Source organism: Ruminococcus sp. J1101004sp1_RTP21198st1_B9_RTP21198_201120, from assembly GCF_040924245.1.
GTDB lineage: Bacteria > Bacillota > Clostridia > Lachnospirales > Lachnospiraceae > Blautia_A > Blautia_A faecis.
The window spans coordinates 102781-120887 of the sequence record NZ_JBCOMI010000014.1; the positions used below are offsets into that span (position 1 = coordinate 102781).

Below are 18107 nucleotides of genomic sequence, written 5' to 3' on the forward strand. Positions count from 1 at the left end.
CTTTTTTTACATAAACGGTTCTTTTTTTTACATAAACGGTTCTTTTTATGGCATTCGTTTTATTAATCCATTCGGAAACACTTGGTGTAAAAGTCAATAATCCGACCTGCTTTTTAAAATGTTCAGATTGGAACACTTTAAATTGCTACATCTTGTACATTAATTATCCTATTCTGGCAGGCTACTTTCCAAACAGAGTCGTCCCCACCCGATTAAGTCATTTGGCAACTTTTCCGATCCTTTCAAGGCTTTTGCACCACGACGGAGATAGGCTTTTAGTTTTTCGCCATAGAGGTAGGGATCGTTTCGGCGGGTGATTCCCCATTCCATAAGGAGGGCGGCTGCACCAGTAACGAAAGGCGTGGAAAAGGAGGTGCCAGTAAAGGCGGCATAGCCTCCACCAAAGCGAGGGGCATAGATATCAACACCAGGGGCGACAAGATCGGGTTTTGGATATGGGAGGGCGCGACAGCCGCGGCCGGAGAAATCGGCATAGGTGTTTTGGCGGGCGTCGTAGGCGCCGACGCTGATCACGCGCCTGGCGGTGGCAGGGATTGTGAGGGTTCCCTGGGGACGTGGAAGATAGAAGGCTGTACCTGGATTTAAAGTTTTGCCACCTGGAAGCCACAGGAAATATTCCCCGTTTTTTATATTTCTTGCTGCTAAGATTATTTTCCACACACCGCTGTCTACATAGGGGGTTTTCTCATCCTGCGGCAGAAAATCCACATAAATCTCCTGCGTCACATGATACGGTGCCGGTTTTCCATAGTAGATCAGAAGTTTCGTATTTCCCGCCTGCCAACGCTGGGCGCCCAGTGTTTCAAAAAGTGGACCAACACGCTCCCCGGCTGGATGTTCCAGATAAATTTCCATCTCATCTTCGTAATTTTTCCAAAGCTGCACATTTAAGGTAGGCTCAAAGGCACCAACACCAAGTTCAATTTCCTGGATTTCACCTGGCGAAAGCATGCCTCCGGTATGCAGAGCATCATTTCCATTGTTGCCCATTCCTACACAGATCACATTTTTCCCCATGCCGGACACATTGTCCAGGTAAGTTTCCAGCAGAGAATCGCCTCTGTGTGATCATTATAACTAGGGGAAAGATTCTGTAAAAAAATTTACAGCCTTTACACTGCCTTTTTCTTTAGCTGATAAGGGGACTGATACTTAAATACAATATCAATGCTCTTATCCCCATTCACAACAATCTTCTCAATCAGCTCTGTCACAATCTCTCTTGTTACCTCGGATAATGTTCCATACTTGATAAATTTCTCTATCCAATTTTCATATGATTCTTCTGCTTCTCCAAAGCTGTTTTTCTCCTGTTCTGTCAGCTGAATTTTCTCTCTGATTGCCTTATCCTGTTGTTCATATTCTGCCTTGTAGGAGAGATATTCTTCTTTGTCCAGAACACCATCCACATAATTCTCATACGTCTTCTTTTTATATTTCTGAACAGCTGCAAGTTCTTTTTGCAGTCGTTCTATCTGCTGATCTGCCTCCGCTGCACGTCTTTGCACCTCCTTTCTTCGATCTGCTGCTTTTAATATTTCATCCTTATCACTTTCTTTCAGTGCCAGTTCCGCCTGTCTTTGGATTTCATTTATCACAATAGAATCTAACGCTTCTTTCTTAATGAAATGTGAATGACAAATCGTATTTCCTTTTTTATGATAAGTCCCACACTCATAACCATCTCTACAGGTAACTCTTTGAAGATTATATCCACAGTCTCCACAAACAAGAATTCCTGCATATGGATTTACTTTTCTCACTTCACTTTGAAATCCCGGTGTTCGTGTTCTTTTCTTCATATTTTCCTGCACCTGCTCAAAAGTTTCCTTGCTGATAATCGCTTCGTGCATTCCTTCTACGATATATTGTTGTTCTTCTGGAATATAATGATATTTCTCTACTTTATATGATATTTTTTCCGACTTATGCTGTACCATAGCACCTGTATAAACTCTGTTCCGCAATATGACATTGACCGTAGGATATGCCCAGCCCTTACCACCGGATTTTTCCAATGCATTCGTATAATTTAATCCCTGGACTTTTCTTTTATATTCTGATGGTGTCATAACACCTTCCTGATTCAGTTTTCTGGCAATACCGTCTCTGGAATACCCTTCCAGACTCATATAAAAGATTCGGCGAACCACCTTTGCCGCTTCTTCATCTACAAGAAAATGGTGCTTATCTGCCGGATCTTTTACATATCCATATGGTGCAAAACCAGACATAAACTGTCCCCGCTTCTTCTGTGCAGAAAGTGCGCCTCTGATTTTCTTGGAAATATCACGACTATACATATCATTAAATAATGTTTTAAACTGTGCCAATTCTTCATTGCTATGATGAACAGAATCTACACCGTCCAAAATAGCAATATACCGAACTCCCAGAGAGGGGAAAACACGTTCAATGTAATTACTTGTCTCAATGTGCTCACGCCCAAGACGAGAAATATCTTTTGTAATCACACCCTGAATTTTCCCCTTGTAAATATCTTCCATCATCCGCTGAAATTCCGGTCTGTTTGCGAAATAAAGTCCAGAGTATCCATCATCAATATAAATATCTGCGATTTCCAGATCATCGGATTTACTTACATACTCACGAATCAATTTCATCTGGTTCTCAATACTTTCACTAATTTTATTTTCACCATCATCCTTTGACAGACGACAGTACACAGCCATCTGATACATCACATCACCCCACCTTTCTGTAATATCACATCTGGTGAATCGTCATTCATAGCAAATTTGAAATAAATATCTATTTTCTGATCCGGATAAACATAGATTTTATCAATCAATTCTACCAATACATCTCTGGTCAGTTGCTTTTCCGTCAGCTTCCTTCGATTAAAATGTTCCAACCATATCTTTGTCTGATTCACCGTTTCTTGTTGTTTCTGTTCTTCATTCTTTAATATACTTAATTCTTTCTGATATTGCCTGTTTTCATTGTCATATATCTGTTTTAATTCCAGGTATTCTTCTTTTGAAAGAATATCATCCATAAACTGTTCATATGCCCGTTTTCGATACTCGGTATTTCTTTCTGTTTTTGCCTGTAATCTGGCAATTTTACCATCCAATTCCGGCTTTCTTTGCCAAATCTGAACTTCCAGCTTTTTCAAGTCTGTTCTCATTTGTTTTAACTGTTGATTGATTGCAAATACAACCAGCTCATCAAGTTTTTCAAATGTAATATGATTCAGTTCACAGTAGTTCTGTCCCATCTTCTGATGAAAACCACACATATATCCATCAAAATTATTATGCGATGCCAGATATCGTTTACGCATAGCCGTTTTACATTTTCCGCAAAACAGTAGTCCCACATATTTATGTGGTTCTTTATTTCTGTCAAAATATGGAACCTGTCGTCCTTGCCGGATCTGCTGCACCTGAGTAAATTCCTCTTTGGAAATAATTGCTTCATGTGCATCCGGTACCAGTTCCATCTCTTCCAACGGAATCGCCTTTCTATATTTCAGTTTATAAGATGGTCTTTCATGTTTTCTGATTACAACAGCACCTGTATATACCGGATTCTTCAAAATTCCCCGCACAGTAGCCGGTGTCCATAAGCCTTTCCCTACATTCCAGGCATAACCATTTTTCAAAACTTCTTTTTTATACTTTGCCGGACATGGAATCTGATCTTCGTTTAAAGTTCGACTGATCACACTGCAACCAGCCCCATTCCGATACATTCTATATATTCTTTTAACAATCTCTGCTGCATAAGAATCTATCTCCAAATGATTATGAATCGTCTCACTTTTTATATAACCATATGGCGGTTGTTTCGGGGTGTATTCTCCCATACTTCTTTTTGCCTGAATGGTAATTTTGATTTTTCTGGAAGTATCTCTCAGATACATATCATTTAACAATGTTTTGATTTCCAGCAATTCATCATAAGTGCTCACTGCTGAATCATAATTATCTAAAATGGATACTACCCGGATTCGTTTTTCAGGAAAATATTTGCCAATATAATAGTTTGTATCAATATGCTCTCTTCCAAGTCGTGAGATATCCTTAAAAATCACCATATCAATAGTTCCCAGTTCAATGTCCGCCAACATTCTCCTAAATTCCGTTCTTTCAAAATTACTTCCCGAAAATCCATCATCCGCATAAATTTTTATTTCTGCAACGTCATTTTGCTCTGCAATATAATCCCGTGCCATCTGAATCTGAGAGTGAATACTGTTGCTATATTCACTCTCTTTATCTTGCTCCTCAACAGAAACACGGCAATAAATTCCTGCCTGATACATTTTCTCCCTCTTTTCATTGGTCTTGTTTAGTCATTGTCTTTCATTGTCTTTATCTTACAATAAGAATTTCTGAAAATCAACCTGCAATTTTTCGTTCTGCCAGGTTCTGAATACACTGAGCCAATGTCTTTTCTCCATTAAAATGCACCCGAACCTGATATCCTGCATGTTCATAGCTTACAGTTTCTTTCTGAATTTCTTCTGTTTCTATGATTTCTACATTCGCAAAATGGAACCTAGTATTCATGCTATATGCCTCCTTCAGCATACAGGCTTTTTTACATCCTATGCCGGCAGGATTGTACAAAAGTTCTGTATGAATTGAATTCAGCTTTCGAAAGCCTGCCTACATTCTAATTTCTTATTGTATAAATCACATTGAATTGAAATTGACAACAGATTGAGCACTTTTTAGTTTGTTTCATTCATATTCAGTATCAAAGTTTCATTGTCAAGAACGTATGTTCGTGCTATAATAAAGAAAATTTAGTACAATTACTACCACTTACAAAATAAAAAAGGGGGAATTTGCCTTTGGATCGATGCGATTTTTCGTCTATAAGCACATGTTTAAAAAATCATATCAGTGAAAGCAATCAGATGAGCCAACCTGATTTTTTATACGAACTGTTTGAAGATTTTATGAATGATCCGGCGAATGAGGATTTTTCTATGGATAATGGTCTGGTTTGTCGTTGGATGACCGGACAGGCAAAGATCAGTCCGAAAATATCTGCTTATTATTACAAACCCAGCAATCAAAAAAAACTTGCCGAAACCATACACCAGAATCTTCTTCCTCTAATGCCAGACTGTAATATGGCTATACAGGATATTTACACCTTGTTTATGCAGGACGATACCATCTCCGACGTCAAAAAGAAAAGTCTGTCCTCTCTGTATAAACCAGCAAGTTCAAGATTACTTTTTCTGGCAAAGCTGATTTCTTTCGGTATGGAACGCCAATTTATCAAACGTGATACCAGAAATCAAAAACTAATTGCAGGCGGCGCTCTGTCACCGATCGTTCTGGACCACATTATGGACAGTGAAGTTCCAAAACCTTGTCGTCATTTTCTTGGGAGAGAAGAAGAACTGAACGAATTGCACACAATCCTTGAGGAAAAACGCCATGTGTTTCTTTATGGAATTGCTGGTATTGGAAAAAGTGAACTTGCCAAAGCTTATGCAAAGCACTATAAAAAACACTACACCAACACTCTTTATGTAGAATATACTGGTGATCTGCATCAGGATATTACCGATATGGATTTTGTTGATGATCCACCGGAAATCAGCGAACAGGAACGTTTTCAAAGACATAACCGTTTCCTCCGTTCTCTGAAATCCGATACTTTACTTATCATAGATAATTTTAATACCACTTCCGCACAGGACAGCTTTCTATCGGTGATGTTAAAATATCGTTGCCAGATTTTATTTACGACCAGAAGCAAGCTGGAAGAATACTGCACTTTTCCTTTAAAGGAAATCAAAAATAAAGACAGTCTTTTCCAACTGGTATCTATATTTTATTCAGAGACAAATGAACATCGTTCCGCTGTGGAGAAAATCATAGGAACTGTACACTGTCATACCTTTGCTGTGGAACTGGCTGCAAAACTTCTGGAAAATGGAATTTTAACTCCAGAACAGTTGCTCGTAAAATTTCAGGAAGAAAAAGCAGCTCTTGACAACGAAGATAAGATTAAGGTTGTCAAAGACGGGCTAAGCAGCAAAGCCACCTACTATAGTCATATTCATACTTTATTTTCATTGTATTCTCTATCTATAAAACAGCAGGATATCATGTGCAATCTGTGTTTTCTTCCTTCCACCGGTATCTCTGCACGTATATTTGCCAAATGGCTGGAGCTGCCTACTCTAAACGAAATCAACGACCTAATTGAAACCGGTTTTGTCCAGACAACTACACGTCGCACGATTTCCCTGCATCCGATGATTCAGGAAATTGCTCTTTCAGAAACAAAACCTTCCGTCACAGGGTGTCGTACCTTGCTGGATTCTTTACAGCAGATCTGTTTAATGCATGGCATTGAAGTGGATTATTACAAGAAAATGTTTCAGACAATAGAAAATATCATAGAACTGATTGATAAAGATGCTATACCCGATTATCTGCTTTTTCTGGAAAATGCGTTTCCGTATATGCACAATTACAATTATCAAAAAGGCATGAAAAATATTATCCAGGAATTAAAACGTATTTTGAAAGAAAAAGATACTGGAACTGTTGCTGACCGGGCATTATTACTGGATTTTCAGGCAACTCTTGAAGTTAAACCCGAAAAAGCTATGAAACTGGAAAAGGATGCCCTTGCCCTGTTCAAAGAAGTTACAGAAGAAAATGCTAATCTTGTTTCCAATCTTCATGCTAATCTCGGTGGACTTTACCGCATGAATGGCTATCCGGATCTTGCAAGGGAACACATGGAAGAAAGTCTCTTGCTTCTTGAACAATATAATTTGCTTTATACCAATGACAGCATTCCGCAGATTACCAACTATGCTATGTTACTGACAGAGCAGCAAGATCCTGAGAAGGGAATTTCCATACTGCAAAAATTATTAAAAGTCATCAAAAAATATAACTCTGATGGCTGTCTGGACTATGCCACAGTACAGGAATCCATCGGAACCATCTACCTGTTGACTGCTAATCTTCCGCAGGCTAAAACGCATTTTAAGAAGGCATTCAAAATTTATGAAAAAATCTGGGGCGATGAGCCGGAACTGATTGAAGCAAAATATCAGGAAATTCAGGAACTATTTCCACAAATGGGAGTTTCACTAGCACAGGAAATTTTAACTATTATAAGACAATAGACATAATTTTGCGGCGGGCAATATTACCCGCCTCTATTCTTATTTAGCGTAATAATCACATGAAAAGTAGCACTTTCATCATCATAACACATTCGGGAATCCCCTCCATGATGACGTGCAGCCTTCTTTATCCTCCATAAATACAAAATTTATAGAATATCCGGAATAATTAGTTAAATATGGTCGAAACACAACTCTAAACTTAAGCTATAGCAAGCCTCTTAAATAATGTAATCTCTTTACAGCGATGATAAAATATAGTGTAAGAAATGATAAAATGCTACACAATGAAGGAGATTATCGAAAGTCTTCACTTACCTGTAGGCAGTGAATACGTCAAGCATTTTCTGATAAAACAAGGTTATACTTATAAGAAAAAGTCTTTGTATGCAAAAGAACAGGATTGTCCCCGATGTGCTGGAAAAACGCAACACATGGATAGAAAATATATCTGGTGCAAAAGCGGAACATCAAGTATATTCTGAACTTTTAGATAATGCTGATATTTCCTATATGTATTTACCGCCATATAGTCTTGATTTAAATCCTATTGAAAAAATGTGGTCAAAAATGAACGCCATTCTCTGAAAGAGTAAAATCCGTGTTGCTTCTGAACTACCTGAAACTGTAAAAACGGTCTAAAAAACCATGAATGATTGCAAAGGGTGGTTTCATGCATGTGGCATTTGCATTAATTGAGAAGATTACTATATATCAAGCAATTTCTATTATTTATTCTGCTCGACCAACTTTCCATCTTCCATTTTATATACTTTATCACACAACACTTGAATATCCTCATTATTGTGGCTAGCTAATAAAATTGTTTTTCCCTGTTTTTTCATATCAAGTAAGATTTTTCGGATTTCATCTACACCAGCACTGTCCAAACCATTCAGCGGCTCATCCAGAATCAATATATCTGGATTTTCCATGATTGCCTGAGCAATCCCCAATCGTTGCTTCATTCCCAACGAATATTTTCCTACTTTTTTTTTCTCATGCGGATTCAATCCAACCATTTTCATAGCAGCACTGATCATGCTAGAATTTACTTTTTTATTTACACCCATTAAAAACTGTAGATTTCTAAATCCTGAATAATTAGGCAAAAATCCTGGCGTTTCTATAATAACTCCAATATTATCTGCCATATCTACTTTCTTTCCAATTTCTTTTCCATTCACAATAATAGTGCCCTCATCCTGATGTATAAGACCACAAATACATTCTAACAAAACTGTTTTTCCTGAACCATTTCGTCCCACAATTCCATATATACTCCCTTCCTGAAAACGTACTGTAATATGATTCAAAACAACATGTTCACCAAACTTTTTACTTATATCCCGGATTTCGATTGTCTTCATATATACACCTCATTCTTTACTCATTTCACAAATGTTTTAGTTTTTATACCAATGATTGATACAGTTATCAAAACAAGATTTAGGATTACCATTACTGTCAATGCGTAATTTACTCCTGGATATTGATTTATATTATTGATATCTAAAAAGGACAAAGATACCCACGATGCTGGAGAAAAATATGTCAAGAGTGGAGAAATTTCCTCTGCTATCATCTGGAAAAAAACTAATGCCACAGCTATAATATTACCAGCAAATTTTGATATTTTCATATTCACAGTAAAAATAATATTACCGAATAAAATGAATAAAAGCCAACAAAGAAATCCTTCCAAAATCATAGCAGTTATTGGATGATATTTTAAAATGATGGAATAATCAAAAGAAATAGGAATCCCTTGAGACGCAGCAATTCCTGTCTGTGCAAGGGTATTAATCACCTTTCCCCAGCCAATTTCTATTGATAACTCAGGTATTAACGTGACCACTGTAAATAAGATCAGTAGCACTGTGTAAAATCCTGAAAGAATCATAATATACAACATTTGTCCGGCACACCATTTTCTCCTTCCTGTACGTACTAATATATATAATTGCGCTTCATCCATAAATGGAGCATTGCAAAACAGTAGAATCACTAGAAGCAGAAATATTTTCACAGAATAACTTGATGTTAATAAAAAAGGAAACAAATAAGATGATACTCCTATCTGAACGTTCTCAGCAAAAACCTTTACGGGATTAAGCATAAATTGTATGTACATAAACGATAATATTATAATAATATATATCTTTGAACTGGTAAAAGTTTTTTTTAAATTATAACAAGCTATTCTAATGACCTTGATTATATCATCCATTTTCAATTCTCCTTTTGCAGTTTTTGAAAAATAGCCAACTAAAAAGAAGTGCCAGACCACCAAAAATGCCCCCCACATACAACCATGTATAGCCAATTCCTTTTACAATTTCTATGTTTCCTTTTATGAGACGTGGAATTGATAAATACCTTGGCAATCCTAGACAAATAGAAATATTATCAATCAAGTAATATCCTATGATTGGTGCTGTCATTACTACTAAAATATCTGTAATTTTCGTAGATATCCATAATGCAAATACCGCAAAAAAGGCCACTCCTACAGATTGAAAAAAAACTTTACTTGTGAAATAAATCCAGATACCACTTGTATTTAAGTAATCCTGATAAATACCTCCTTTCAGAGCATTTCCATCTCCATTTAAAAATACTGGTTTGAAACTCACCAATAATGCAAACATTAGCATCTGCGAAAACGCTACTGTCAGAAATGCTGTCACCCAAGTAATTATTATTTTAGACAATATGTAGTTTTTCTTTCCACACCTAATTATTTTCATCCTATAAAAACATGTGTTCCAATCAATGCAAAATGAAATTGCTCCCGGAATAGGTGCAAGCACGAATGCAATCAACCATATTGGATAATAAAAGTAGACCATATAAAAATAATAAACTGATGCGTCCGGTATTGCTTTCATTTCATTTATTAAACTACACATTGATAGAAACGTCATCACTACAACCGTAAACAAAAATCTTTTTGAGCATAGTGCATTTTTTAGCTCAAATAAAATTGTTTTCATATGTTTCCTCCCGAATATATTTCCGTTCCAGATGTTGCATCTATGAATAAAATAGAATTATCCTCTATGTTTATTATTTTACTGGAATTTTTATCCTGTGTATCATAATTATGACTAATACTACATCTCCACACCGGCAATAAGGTGTATTTCTCACTTTTATCTCGAATATCCGCTATATATTCCAATTCCATAGAATTAACCTTATAATTTCCCTGTAAAATAACAGAGTTATATTTCTGATCTATTGCATTAAGAATAGTATTCATTGTGCATAGCGTCTTCTTTTCTACTTCTTTTTCTCCAATATAAATATTAGAAATTTCCAGGTTCTGTATGCCATCTTTTGAATATGTTGCTCGAATAATCGATCCTGGCACAACATTATTATTTGTTTCTCTATCCTGAGAGTTTAACTTCAATCCATCAACGGTTCCATAATATGTAAAACAATAACAATCATATTCTTCTGACCATGGAATAGCTTTCAGCATTTTGATATCATCTTGAAATTCTTCTACATCTTCCAAACCTGCATATTGTTCTAAATTTTTTTCCTCTAATGTTATGTAATCCAAAGAAGCACATCTATACTTTGGATATACTTCTATATCTAATAAGTCAAGTATTTTCCTTATTTCAAGATCTGCTTCCTTCCTGTCTGCAAAGTCAAAATTGTGTTCTTCTTCGGAAGTAATTTCTGTTTCAAAATCCGTTCGAATATGAGCAAACTTTACATTTGAAAATCTCACCCATCTATTAGCGATTGAACTAATTTCTGATCCATTCTCATCTCTATAAGTGCGTAGATTTTCTATTTCTTCTCCTTGTCCATTCTCATCTATATATTGAGCAACTGAATTTCCCAATAAAATGTGACTCATTTTTTCCACGTCAATTTTTAATTGTGTTCCTTCATAAATACTTACATTTTTTATATCAAGTTCAGGCATATCTATATCTGCATCTACTTCAACTCCTGATGACAAGATCTTATCAATATGTTCACCAAACTCTTCTTCATTACTATCTTCAAAATTTTGCTTATCATTTCTTGGTGATTCTACCACCCCTTTATTTCTGCATCCTCCAAGAAAACATAGACTGAAAACAACACACCATAATACAATATTTTTTTTTGACATACATAGCATCTCCACTTCATATATGTTGCAGTATGAAAAAGGGCATGTGTTCTTTCATGCCCCTTTCCATCATTCCCATTTTATTCTCTTAATAAATCCATTTAATTACTTTCTATGAATTTTTTACGGTCTCCAAGTGCACTGCAAATCTAACTTCTCATAAGGATTATCGCTTGCATACTGTACCGCCAGTTTATAATAAGAATTAACTTTTCCATAACCGGATTTGTATGTCAGATATGTTGCACCTGCATAACTTGTTTCTCCCAAAGAAGTAACTCCAGTTGTTCCACCTGAAGAACGTCCTCTAAGATTAATGGTTTCTTCTCCCTGCACCCATTTAATAGATGTTCCTGGACGCTCTTTTGTATATGTATACATAGTTCCCGTTATAGTTTTCTTCGCTGATCCACTAGAAACCACAGAACCCCCATTCAAATATACAAAGAAATTTTCAGTCCGACTATCCGCCATGACTGGAACAGACATAGAACACACCAAAGTTGACATTGCTAATGCTAAAGCTACCATTTTCTTTTTAAACATATAATTCAGTCCTCCTTTGTCATACTTATATTTGAAACTGTGAAATCAATGACATACTCTATTATCTTCATTTTTTTCACTATTTCAACCTCCTCTGCGCCAAACGACATTTATAACCTATTTTTGGTCAATTTACATATTTTTTTTACTATACAAGGTATTTGCAAACTCGCCGTCATCAATACTCCAACAGAAAAACAGATGGTATAAATTTTTTTTCCTGCCAAGAATAAAGTTACATCTAACACCCCGAAAAGTATCACGAAGAACACTGTTAATTTTTTATATGTTCCTCTCTCATCAATATCAACTCTTCTATTTTCACTGTCTATCGGACTAAATACAATCAGAATCAAAGATGCAATAATCGTAGCTATTGCCAATTTACAATCACATTGTACACGCATTGATAACATTATGTACAGAAACAGTAGAAAACCTGATTCCAGAATACAAGTGCTTAAATTCTTTGCATGATAACCTCCACTAAATTTTCGTAAAACTATAAATGGTAAAATAAGCAGAATTCCATGTTTTACACTTCCTACGAAAAAGCCAATACTTCCTGCAAGGATGAATGGTGATACAAACAAAAGTACACTATGTAATGCATACTTATAAAGTTCTTTATCTTCATCATGTATCACATTATACCGCATCATCCAATCAACTACTGTATCTGTACATTTTTTCATTATTTATTTCTCCTGTATTTCATTAATTTATTTGGCACTTTAGGCTGATACATAATAGCACAGGAAGCTGTGTTAGCTTCTGTCCGTAATACAACATCTAATGCTACTTTTACCCCTTTTGCAACCGATTTAGTTACCTGTTTCTTCATAATGTCATTTCCCCTTTCCACTAAGATTATCATTGATTTTCACATAAACAATCATATACCACTTTAATCAAATAAACGACCCCTGTGGAATGAACGTAACAATTCTTTTTAATATTGGTATAATTTCTTTCTTTTCATCCAAAAATTATATGTGATACAGAATTATTTATATGTAAAATTGGATTTATTTAATATATAACAGAATAGTTCTTTATTATATTCTTCTTTTTATTTTGTTCTATTGTTAAAATTCTAATGAAAGAAGGTGGAATAAATAAAATTTCAATATGAAGATATGGGAAACCGCATCAAAATACGCAGAAAAGAATTACGAATAAAACAAGCAGAACTTGCCGAAATGTTAAATATATCCAATAACCATATGTCTTCAATCGAAAATGGAAGGCAAAAACCAAGCCTCGATATCTTCATCCAGATTTGTAATCTTCTCAATGTTACACCTGACTATCTTTTGCTCGGTAGCATGCACGCTTATAATATTCCGCAGGATATTATCGACAAATTACGGTTATGTAATCAAGCCGACATAGAACTTGCCGGAGACTTTATTGAGTTACTTGTAAAAAGGAATTGTCAAACCCACAATGAACCAAAATTGTAAATAATTTGTCTTTTCATACGTATTTTTTGCATTTGGAAGTTCTATATGATAAAATATATACAATATACATTCAATAGAAAGACAGGTGCAAAAATGCGTATTTTACTTTGTGATGATGATATTCTAATAATTGAACAATTGCAGAAATACATTGAATCCTACTTCGAATCAAACCATTTAAAATGTCCCGAGTTAGTTTCATTTACCAGTGGGGAATTTCTATTAGCTGATACAGAAGAAAAAGATATTGTTTTTTTAGATATTGAAATGCCTGGTATGAATGGAATTTATATAGGAAACGAATTAAAAAGAGCAAACAAAAACGTCATAATTTTTGTTGTTACCTCATATTCTGAATATTTGGATGAGGCGATGCGTTTTCATGTGTTCCGCTATCTTTCCAAACCATTGGATAAGCAACGTTTTTTTCGAAATCTGAAAGATGCCTTATCTTATTACAATTCCATTACTGCCAAAATTCCTATTGAAACTAAACAAGGGGTATATTCGCTTCCTGCTTTACAGATTATTGCCATAGAAGCACAGGGTCGAAAAGTAATTGTACATACTACCAGACAGGATTTTGTTTCTATTTATAATATGAATTATTGGATAGAACAGCTTCCTAAAAATAGCTTTTTTCAAACACATCGTAGCTTTATTATTAACTTTGAACACGTGACCGATTTTGACCATACAACGGTACACCTGACTAATCATCAAGTCACTGCATATCTGACACGCAGAAAATACAGTTCTTTCAAGAATGCGTATCTTCTATATCTTGAAAGTATGAGGTAATGCAAATGGAACATACTATTTTACTTTTTCTCAGTTTTTTAATAGAAGCAGTAATTATGTGGCTTTATACATCAAATCTCTTTATTCCAACCCATTCTAGCAGGATCAGATTGATTCTTCTTTGCGTTTTTTATATAATCCTATTTCTTTTTTCATTATTCAAACAAACATGGCTCAATATAGCTGCATATTTTATCATAAATGCAATTTTTCTTTGCACGCAATTTAAGCTCAAATTTCGATTAGGAATTTTCCATTCCGCAATAGTTACTGCTATTATGGGAATATCGGAACTGACTGTTTTGGGTATTATATCAAAGTTTGCCCCTTATTTTATTGCAGACACAGGCAATGGACTTATTTTTTATACCATTTTCAGCAAATTTTTATTTTTTGCAATCATTTGCCTATTGGGACATTTATTCAAAGAGAAAAATACCCGACAGGTGCAGAGCGATCCTGCTGATTTTATTCTTCTCATTATTCCTATATTATCCATTTTTATCATGTTCACTTTCCTTACCATCGGTGAAAATGTATCCTTTGTTTCTCCATTGAATATCATGGTAACGTTCAGTGCTGTTTGCCTTTTAACTATCAATCTGCTGATCTTTGGTATCAAGCAATACAATCAGAAAAAAAACATGGAATTAATGGATATGCAGTTGCTTCTTCAAAGAGAGTCCGACTCTGCCAAATACTATGAAATGCTTCTTTCGCAAAATGAGAATCAACGTATCCTTATTCATGACATAAAGAAACATCTTCAGTCTATTGAATTATTAAATGCCAAAAATGAATCAGACAAAATTACAGCATACATCCATCAACTCATGGATTCCTCTAATTTAAAAGAAACTTCCAGAATGTGCGATAATGAATTTTTGAATTCAATCCTTTGTCGTTATCAGCGACAGTTCATGGATAAACATATTTCCTTTCACGCTGATATTAGAAGCGATGTATTCCAAAATATTAGTCCAGATGCTTTGACTTCATTGTTCTGTAATCTGTTAGATAACGCATTAGAATCCGCTGTCGGTATTCCTGAATCTTTTGTTGAGATTACCGTTCAGCAAAAAGAAAATACGTCATTTATTATCATCGTTATGATAAATTCCTGCAGTAGTAATCCTTCGTATGACGAGAACGGTCTTCCTGTTTCTCGTAAATTAGATTCATACAGACATGGTTTTGGTATGAAAAGTATTAAGAAAGTTGTAAAACAATGTCAAGGAAACCTGCAGATGTATTATGATGATTCTACTGGAACCTTTCATACAATAATAACTTTAAAACAATAATCCTATAGGCAGATGTCTCAAAATGCTTTTTTCATATATAATTTTGCTAAATACATGTCTCATCCGCATTTTAGATATTGTTTTATCATCCCAAGCCATGCAAGTTAATCTCTGACTTTTAAGCTTTCATGTACACTCTGCTGTTTCTATATCTATTTCATGAGAATGTTCATCCACTTCACATCGTCTATCTCATTTAAATATGTCGCAAGGGGTTATCGCTGAACTACGTTTTCAAGACAGCCCCTTTCTGGGACATTCCATAGCTTTCATAATGTTTTTTCTTCTCAGAAATGCAAACTCCGAATAACATATTCAAATCTCACCAAGTTGCAGTTTATAAGTTTTTCAAATATATTCCATAATTGTGTTTTTAGGGCTATTTCCCTTACAATTTACTACCACTAAGATATTAGAGTGAAATGAAAGAATTACTCCACCATAATTTTTTCTTTGTACAGGAGACACCCTTCACCCCATTTCTTCTTTAATCTATTTTGTTTTATAACCATGACTATATCATACTTACAAATACGATTCTGTCTATTAGACAAAATACATATCTTTTTCTCAATTCCAACTCAATTTCCACTCAATGCCTTTTCCCTCCGATTTTCGTATGCTTGTCGCACAGCAAAGCAGTACCACACCGGTATAATCTGCTGAATCAATCAATACGAAAACGGAGGTATTTTTTATGCGAGAACTCAGAAACACAAAAATCATTGCTGTAGATCATGGTTACGGCAACATGAAAACAGCCAACACAGTTATCCAAACCGGAATCAAAGCCTATGAAACAGAACCTATCTTTAGTGGAAATATTCTGGAATATAATGGCATCTATTACCGGATTGGCGAAGGCCACAAGGAATTTATCCCGGATAAAGCCCTGGATGAAGAATATTATCTTCTGACGCTGATGGCTGTCGCAAGAGAACTGAATGTCTTTTCTATCCATGAAGCAGACATTCATCTGGCTGCCGGACTTCCCCTGACATGGATCAGAAACCAGCGGGAAGCATTCCGTTCTTATCTGCTTCAGAATCCGGAAGTCCATTACCGCTTCAATGGCAAAGATTATCACATTCATTTTGTTGGATGCAGCCTTTATCCTCAAGGATATCCTGCCATTGTAAATCAGCTTGAAAATTTCAAGGGAACTAATCTCCTTGCAGATATCGGTAATGGAACCATGAACATTCTGTATATCAACAATAAGAAAGCACAGGAAAATCGGTGCTGGACAGAAAAACTCGGTGTAAACCAGTGCATGATTGCCGCTAAGAACGCTGTTCTGGATAAATTCGGAGTGAAAATCGAGGAATCTACTGTAGAGCAGGTTCTTCGATTTGGAACTGCCGATATTTCCACTCCCTATCTGGATTGTATTACTTCCATTGCCAGACAGTATGTTGCAGATATTTTTGCCACACTTCGCAAGTATGAATACAATCCAGATCTGATGCGTCTGTATGTAGTCGGCGGCGGTGGATGTCTGCTCCGTAACTTTGGATCATATGACAAATCACGAGTCACCATCATTGATGATATCTGTGCCACTGCCAAAGGTTATGAATCTCTGGCTTATATGAGCCTGAAAAGGAGGAGATAAGCCATGCAGAACAATATCCGCAACACGAATCTGCGATTCAATCTGAACAAAGACCAGCAACGGAAAGCCTGGGAATATTTACAGACCATGGACCGACAGGAATTTAAGTCTTACAGTCAGGCAATATCCGTTGCATTAGTAGATTATTTTGATCGTCACTATCGTACACATTCTGATCCATACCTGGAGACAAGAGAACGAGAAGAACTTTTTGTAAAACAGATTGTAACCGCAGTAGAAAGCAGCCTGAAACAGTCATTACCACTTTTTCTTTCCGGATTGACTGCAGGTATTGCACAAAGGGAGCCCCGAATCAGTTCCTTTTCAGAAGCTGAGAATACTCAGGCAGATACCGATATAGACTGGGATTTTCTCGGAGAATAAAACAAAGTGAATGGAGCTTCCTGTATAATAAAAAACGTAGATGTTGAAAATTGAAAATACCTCAGAGTACAATAAGACTACTGACTGGCAGGTTAGTAAAAATCTTATTGAACAGAGAGGTATCTACAATGAAGTCTAACACACAGAACGCAAAAATTGAAGCTATTACAGAAAAAACTTTGGTGCTCGGAATTGATGTCGGAAGTGAAACGCACTATGCCAGAGCTTTTGATTACAGAGGAATCGAGTATTCGAAGAAGCCATTTAAGTTTAGCAACACAGAGGCTGGATTTGTGACATTTAAGGAATGGATCCTGGACATCAAAGAAAGACATGAGAAGGATAAGGTGGTTCTAGGTATGGAACCGACCGGGCACTACTGGTTCAATCTTGGAAAGTTTCTACAGGATAATGAAATGAAACCGGTTCTTGTAAATCCTCACCATGTGAAAAAATCAAAAGAACTCGACGACAATAATCCAACTAAAAATGACCGTAAGGATCCGAAAGTTATAGCAGGATTAGTTAGAGAGGGACGTTACATGATCCCATACCTGCCGGATGGTGTTTACGCTGATCTTAGAACAGCATCAAACATAAGATTCCAGTTACAAGCGGAACTTACAAGAATTCAAAACAGGATCAGTCGTTGGTTCAATATATATTTTCCTGAATATAAGACGGTATACGG

Annotated in this window: 19 protein-coding genes; 8 read left to right on the forward strand and 11 right to left on the reverse strand. The window is 35.8% G+C overall.

The window, feature by feature from the left end; genetic code table 11:
• Window positions 1-168: 168 nt before the first annotated feature.
• From AB5618_RS11400 to AB5618_RS11415, 4 genes are all read right to left on the reverse strand, one after another.
• Window positions 169-1038 carry a S8 family serine peptidase gene (locus AB5618_RS11400; protein WP_368366747.1) on the reverse strand — a complete coding sequence of 290 codons (870 nt, stop codon included), beginning with the start codon at window positions 1036-1038 and terminating at the stop codon, window positions 169-171.
• 95 nt (window positions 1039-1133) lie between these two features.
• Window positions 1134-2723: a recombinase family protein gene (locus AB5618_RS11405; protein WP_368366765.1), complete on the reverse strand. Its 1590-nt coding sequence runs from the start codon at window positions 2721-2723 to the stop codon at window positions 1134-1136.
• On the reverse strand, window positions 2723-4312 hold the full coding sequence (locus AB5618_RS11410; RefSeq protein WP_368366748.1) for a recombinase family protein: 1590 nt from the start codon (window positions 4310-4312) through the stop codon (window positions 2723-2725). The genes AB5618_RS11405 and AB5618_RS11410 overlap by 1 nt, the downstream gene beginning before the upstream one ends.
• A gap of 76 nt (window positions 4313-4388) precedes the next feature.
• Window positions 4389-4559 carry a hypothetical protein gene (locus tag AB5618_RS11415; RefSeq protein ID WP_368366749.1) on the reverse strand — a complete coding sequence of 57 codons (171 nt, stop codon included), beginning with the start codon at window positions 4557-4559 and terminating at the stop codon, window positions 4389-4391.
• A 353-nt stretch (window positions 4560-4912) separates the two neighbouring features.
• Between AB5618_RS11415 and AB5618_RS11420 the strand changes: the two genes are divergently transcribed.
• Both AB5618_RS11420 and AB5618_RS11425 read left to right on the forward strand, forming a co-directional pair.
• On the forward strand, window positions 4913-7159 hold the full coding sequence (locus AB5618_RS11420; protein ID WP_368366750.1) for a tetratricopeptide repeat protein: 2247 nt from the start codon (window positions 4913-4915) through the stop codon (window positions 7157-7159).
• A gap of 387 nt (window positions 7160-7546) precedes the next feature.
• Window positions 7547-7747 (forward strand): transposase, encoded by a 201-nt coding sequence (locus tag AB5618_RS11425; RefSeq protein ID WP_368366751.1) that lies wholly within the window; start codon window positions 7547-7549, stop codon window positions 7745-7747.
• Between the two features lie 140 nt (window positions 7748-7887).
• Here the strand turns inward: AB5618_RS11425 and AB5618_RS11430 are convergent, their stop codons facing one another.
• The 7 genes from AB5618_RS11430 to AB5618_RS11460 form a co-directional block, all read right to left on the reverse strand.
• Window positions 7888-8529: an ABC transporter ATP-binding protein gene (locus AB5618_RS11430; protein ID WP_368366752.1), complete on the reverse strand. Its 642-nt coding sequence runs from the start codon at window positions 8527-8529 to the stop codon at window positions 7888-7890.
• A 20-nt stretch (window positions 8530-8549) separates the two neighbouring features.
• A complete protein-coding gene (locus AB5618_RS11435; protein WP_368366753.1) occupies window positions 8550-9389 on the reverse strand; it encodes a hypothetical protein in 840 nt (279 codons plus the stop codon).
• Window positions 9382-10155, reverse strand: coding sequence for a hypothetical protein (locus AB5618_RS11440; protein ID WP_368366754.1), 774 nt, complete (start codon window positions 10153-10155; stop codon window positions 9382-9384). Before AB5618_RS11440 ends, AB5618_RS11435 begins: the two co-directional genes overlap by 8 nt.
• Window positions 10152-11300 (reverse strand): hypothetical protein, encoded by a 1149-nt coding sequence (locus tag AB5618_RS11445; RefSeq protein WP_368366755.1) that lies wholly within the window; start codon window positions 11298-11300, stop codon window positions 10152-10154. The genes AB5618_RS11440 and AB5618_RS11445 overlap by 4 nt, the downstream gene beginning before the upstream one ends.
• Window positions 11301-11423: 123 nt before the next feature.
• Window positions 11424-11846: a hypothetical protein gene (locus tag AB5618_RS11450; RefSeq protein WP_368366756.1), complete on the reverse strand. Its 423-nt coding sequence runs from the start codon at window positions 11844-11846 to the stop codon at window positions 11424-11426.
• A gap of 110 nt (window positions 11847-11956) precedes the next feature.
• Window positions 11957-12541 (reverse strand): accessory gene regulator ArgB-like protein, encoded by a 585-nt coding sequence (locus AB5618_RS11455; RefSeq protein ID WP_368366757.1) that lies wholly within the window; start codon window positions 12539-12541, stop codon window positions 11957-11959.
• Window positions 12541-12690: a cyclic lactone autoinducer peptide gene (locus tag AB5618_RS11460; protein WP_368366758.1), complete on the reverse strand. Its 150-nt coding sequence runs from the start codon at window positions 12688-12690 to the stop codon at window positions 12541-12543. Before AB5618_RS11460 ends, AB5618_RS11455 begins: the two co-directional genes overlap by 1 nt.
• Window positions 12691-12985: 295 nt before the next feature.
• Here AB5618_RS11460 and AB5618_RS11465 point away from each other — a divergent pair, with 295 nt between their 5' ends.
• The 6 genes from AB5618_RS11465 to AB5618_RS11490 form a co-directional block, all read left to right on the forward strand.
• Window positions 12986-13312 carry a helix-turn-helix domain-containing protein gene (locus AB5618_RS11465; RefSeq protein ID WP_368366759.1) on the forward strand — a complete coding sequence of 109 codons (327 nt, stop codon included), beginning with the start codon at window positions 12986-12988 and terminating at the stop codon, window positions 13310-13312.
• 45 nt (window positions 13313-13357) lie between these two features.
• Complete coding sequence (locus tag AB5618_RS11470; RefSeq protein ID WP_368366760.1) at window positions 13358-14113, forward strand: LytR/AlgR family response regulator transcription factor; 756 nt, start codon at window positions 13358-13360, stop codon at window positions 14111-14113.
• Window positions 14114-14118: 5 nt separating this feature from the next.
• Window positions 14119-15417, forward strand: coding sequence for a sensor histidine kinase (locus tag AB5618_RS11475; protein WP_368366761.1), 1299 nt, complete (start codon window positions 14119-14121; stop codon window positions 15415-15417).
• A gap of 697 nt (window positions 15418-16114) precedes the next feature.
• Window positions 16115-17032: a ParM/StbA family protein gene (locus AB5618_RS11480; RefSeq protein WP_368366762.1), complete on the forward strand. Its 918-nt coding sequence runs from the start codon at window positions 16115-16117 to the stop codon at window positions 17030-17032.
• 3 nt (window positions 17033-17035) lie between these two features.
• Complete coding sequence (locus AB5618_RS11485) at window positions 17036-17416, forward strand: adenylate cyclase (RefSeq protein ID WP_368366763.1); 381 nt, start codon at window positions 17036-17038, stop codon at window positions 17414-17416.
• Between the two features lie 128 nt (window positions 17417-17544).
• The coding region (locus AB5618_RS11490) for a transposase (RefSeq protein ID WP_368366764.1) at window positions 17545-18107 on the forward strand (563 nt) is incomplete at its 3' end.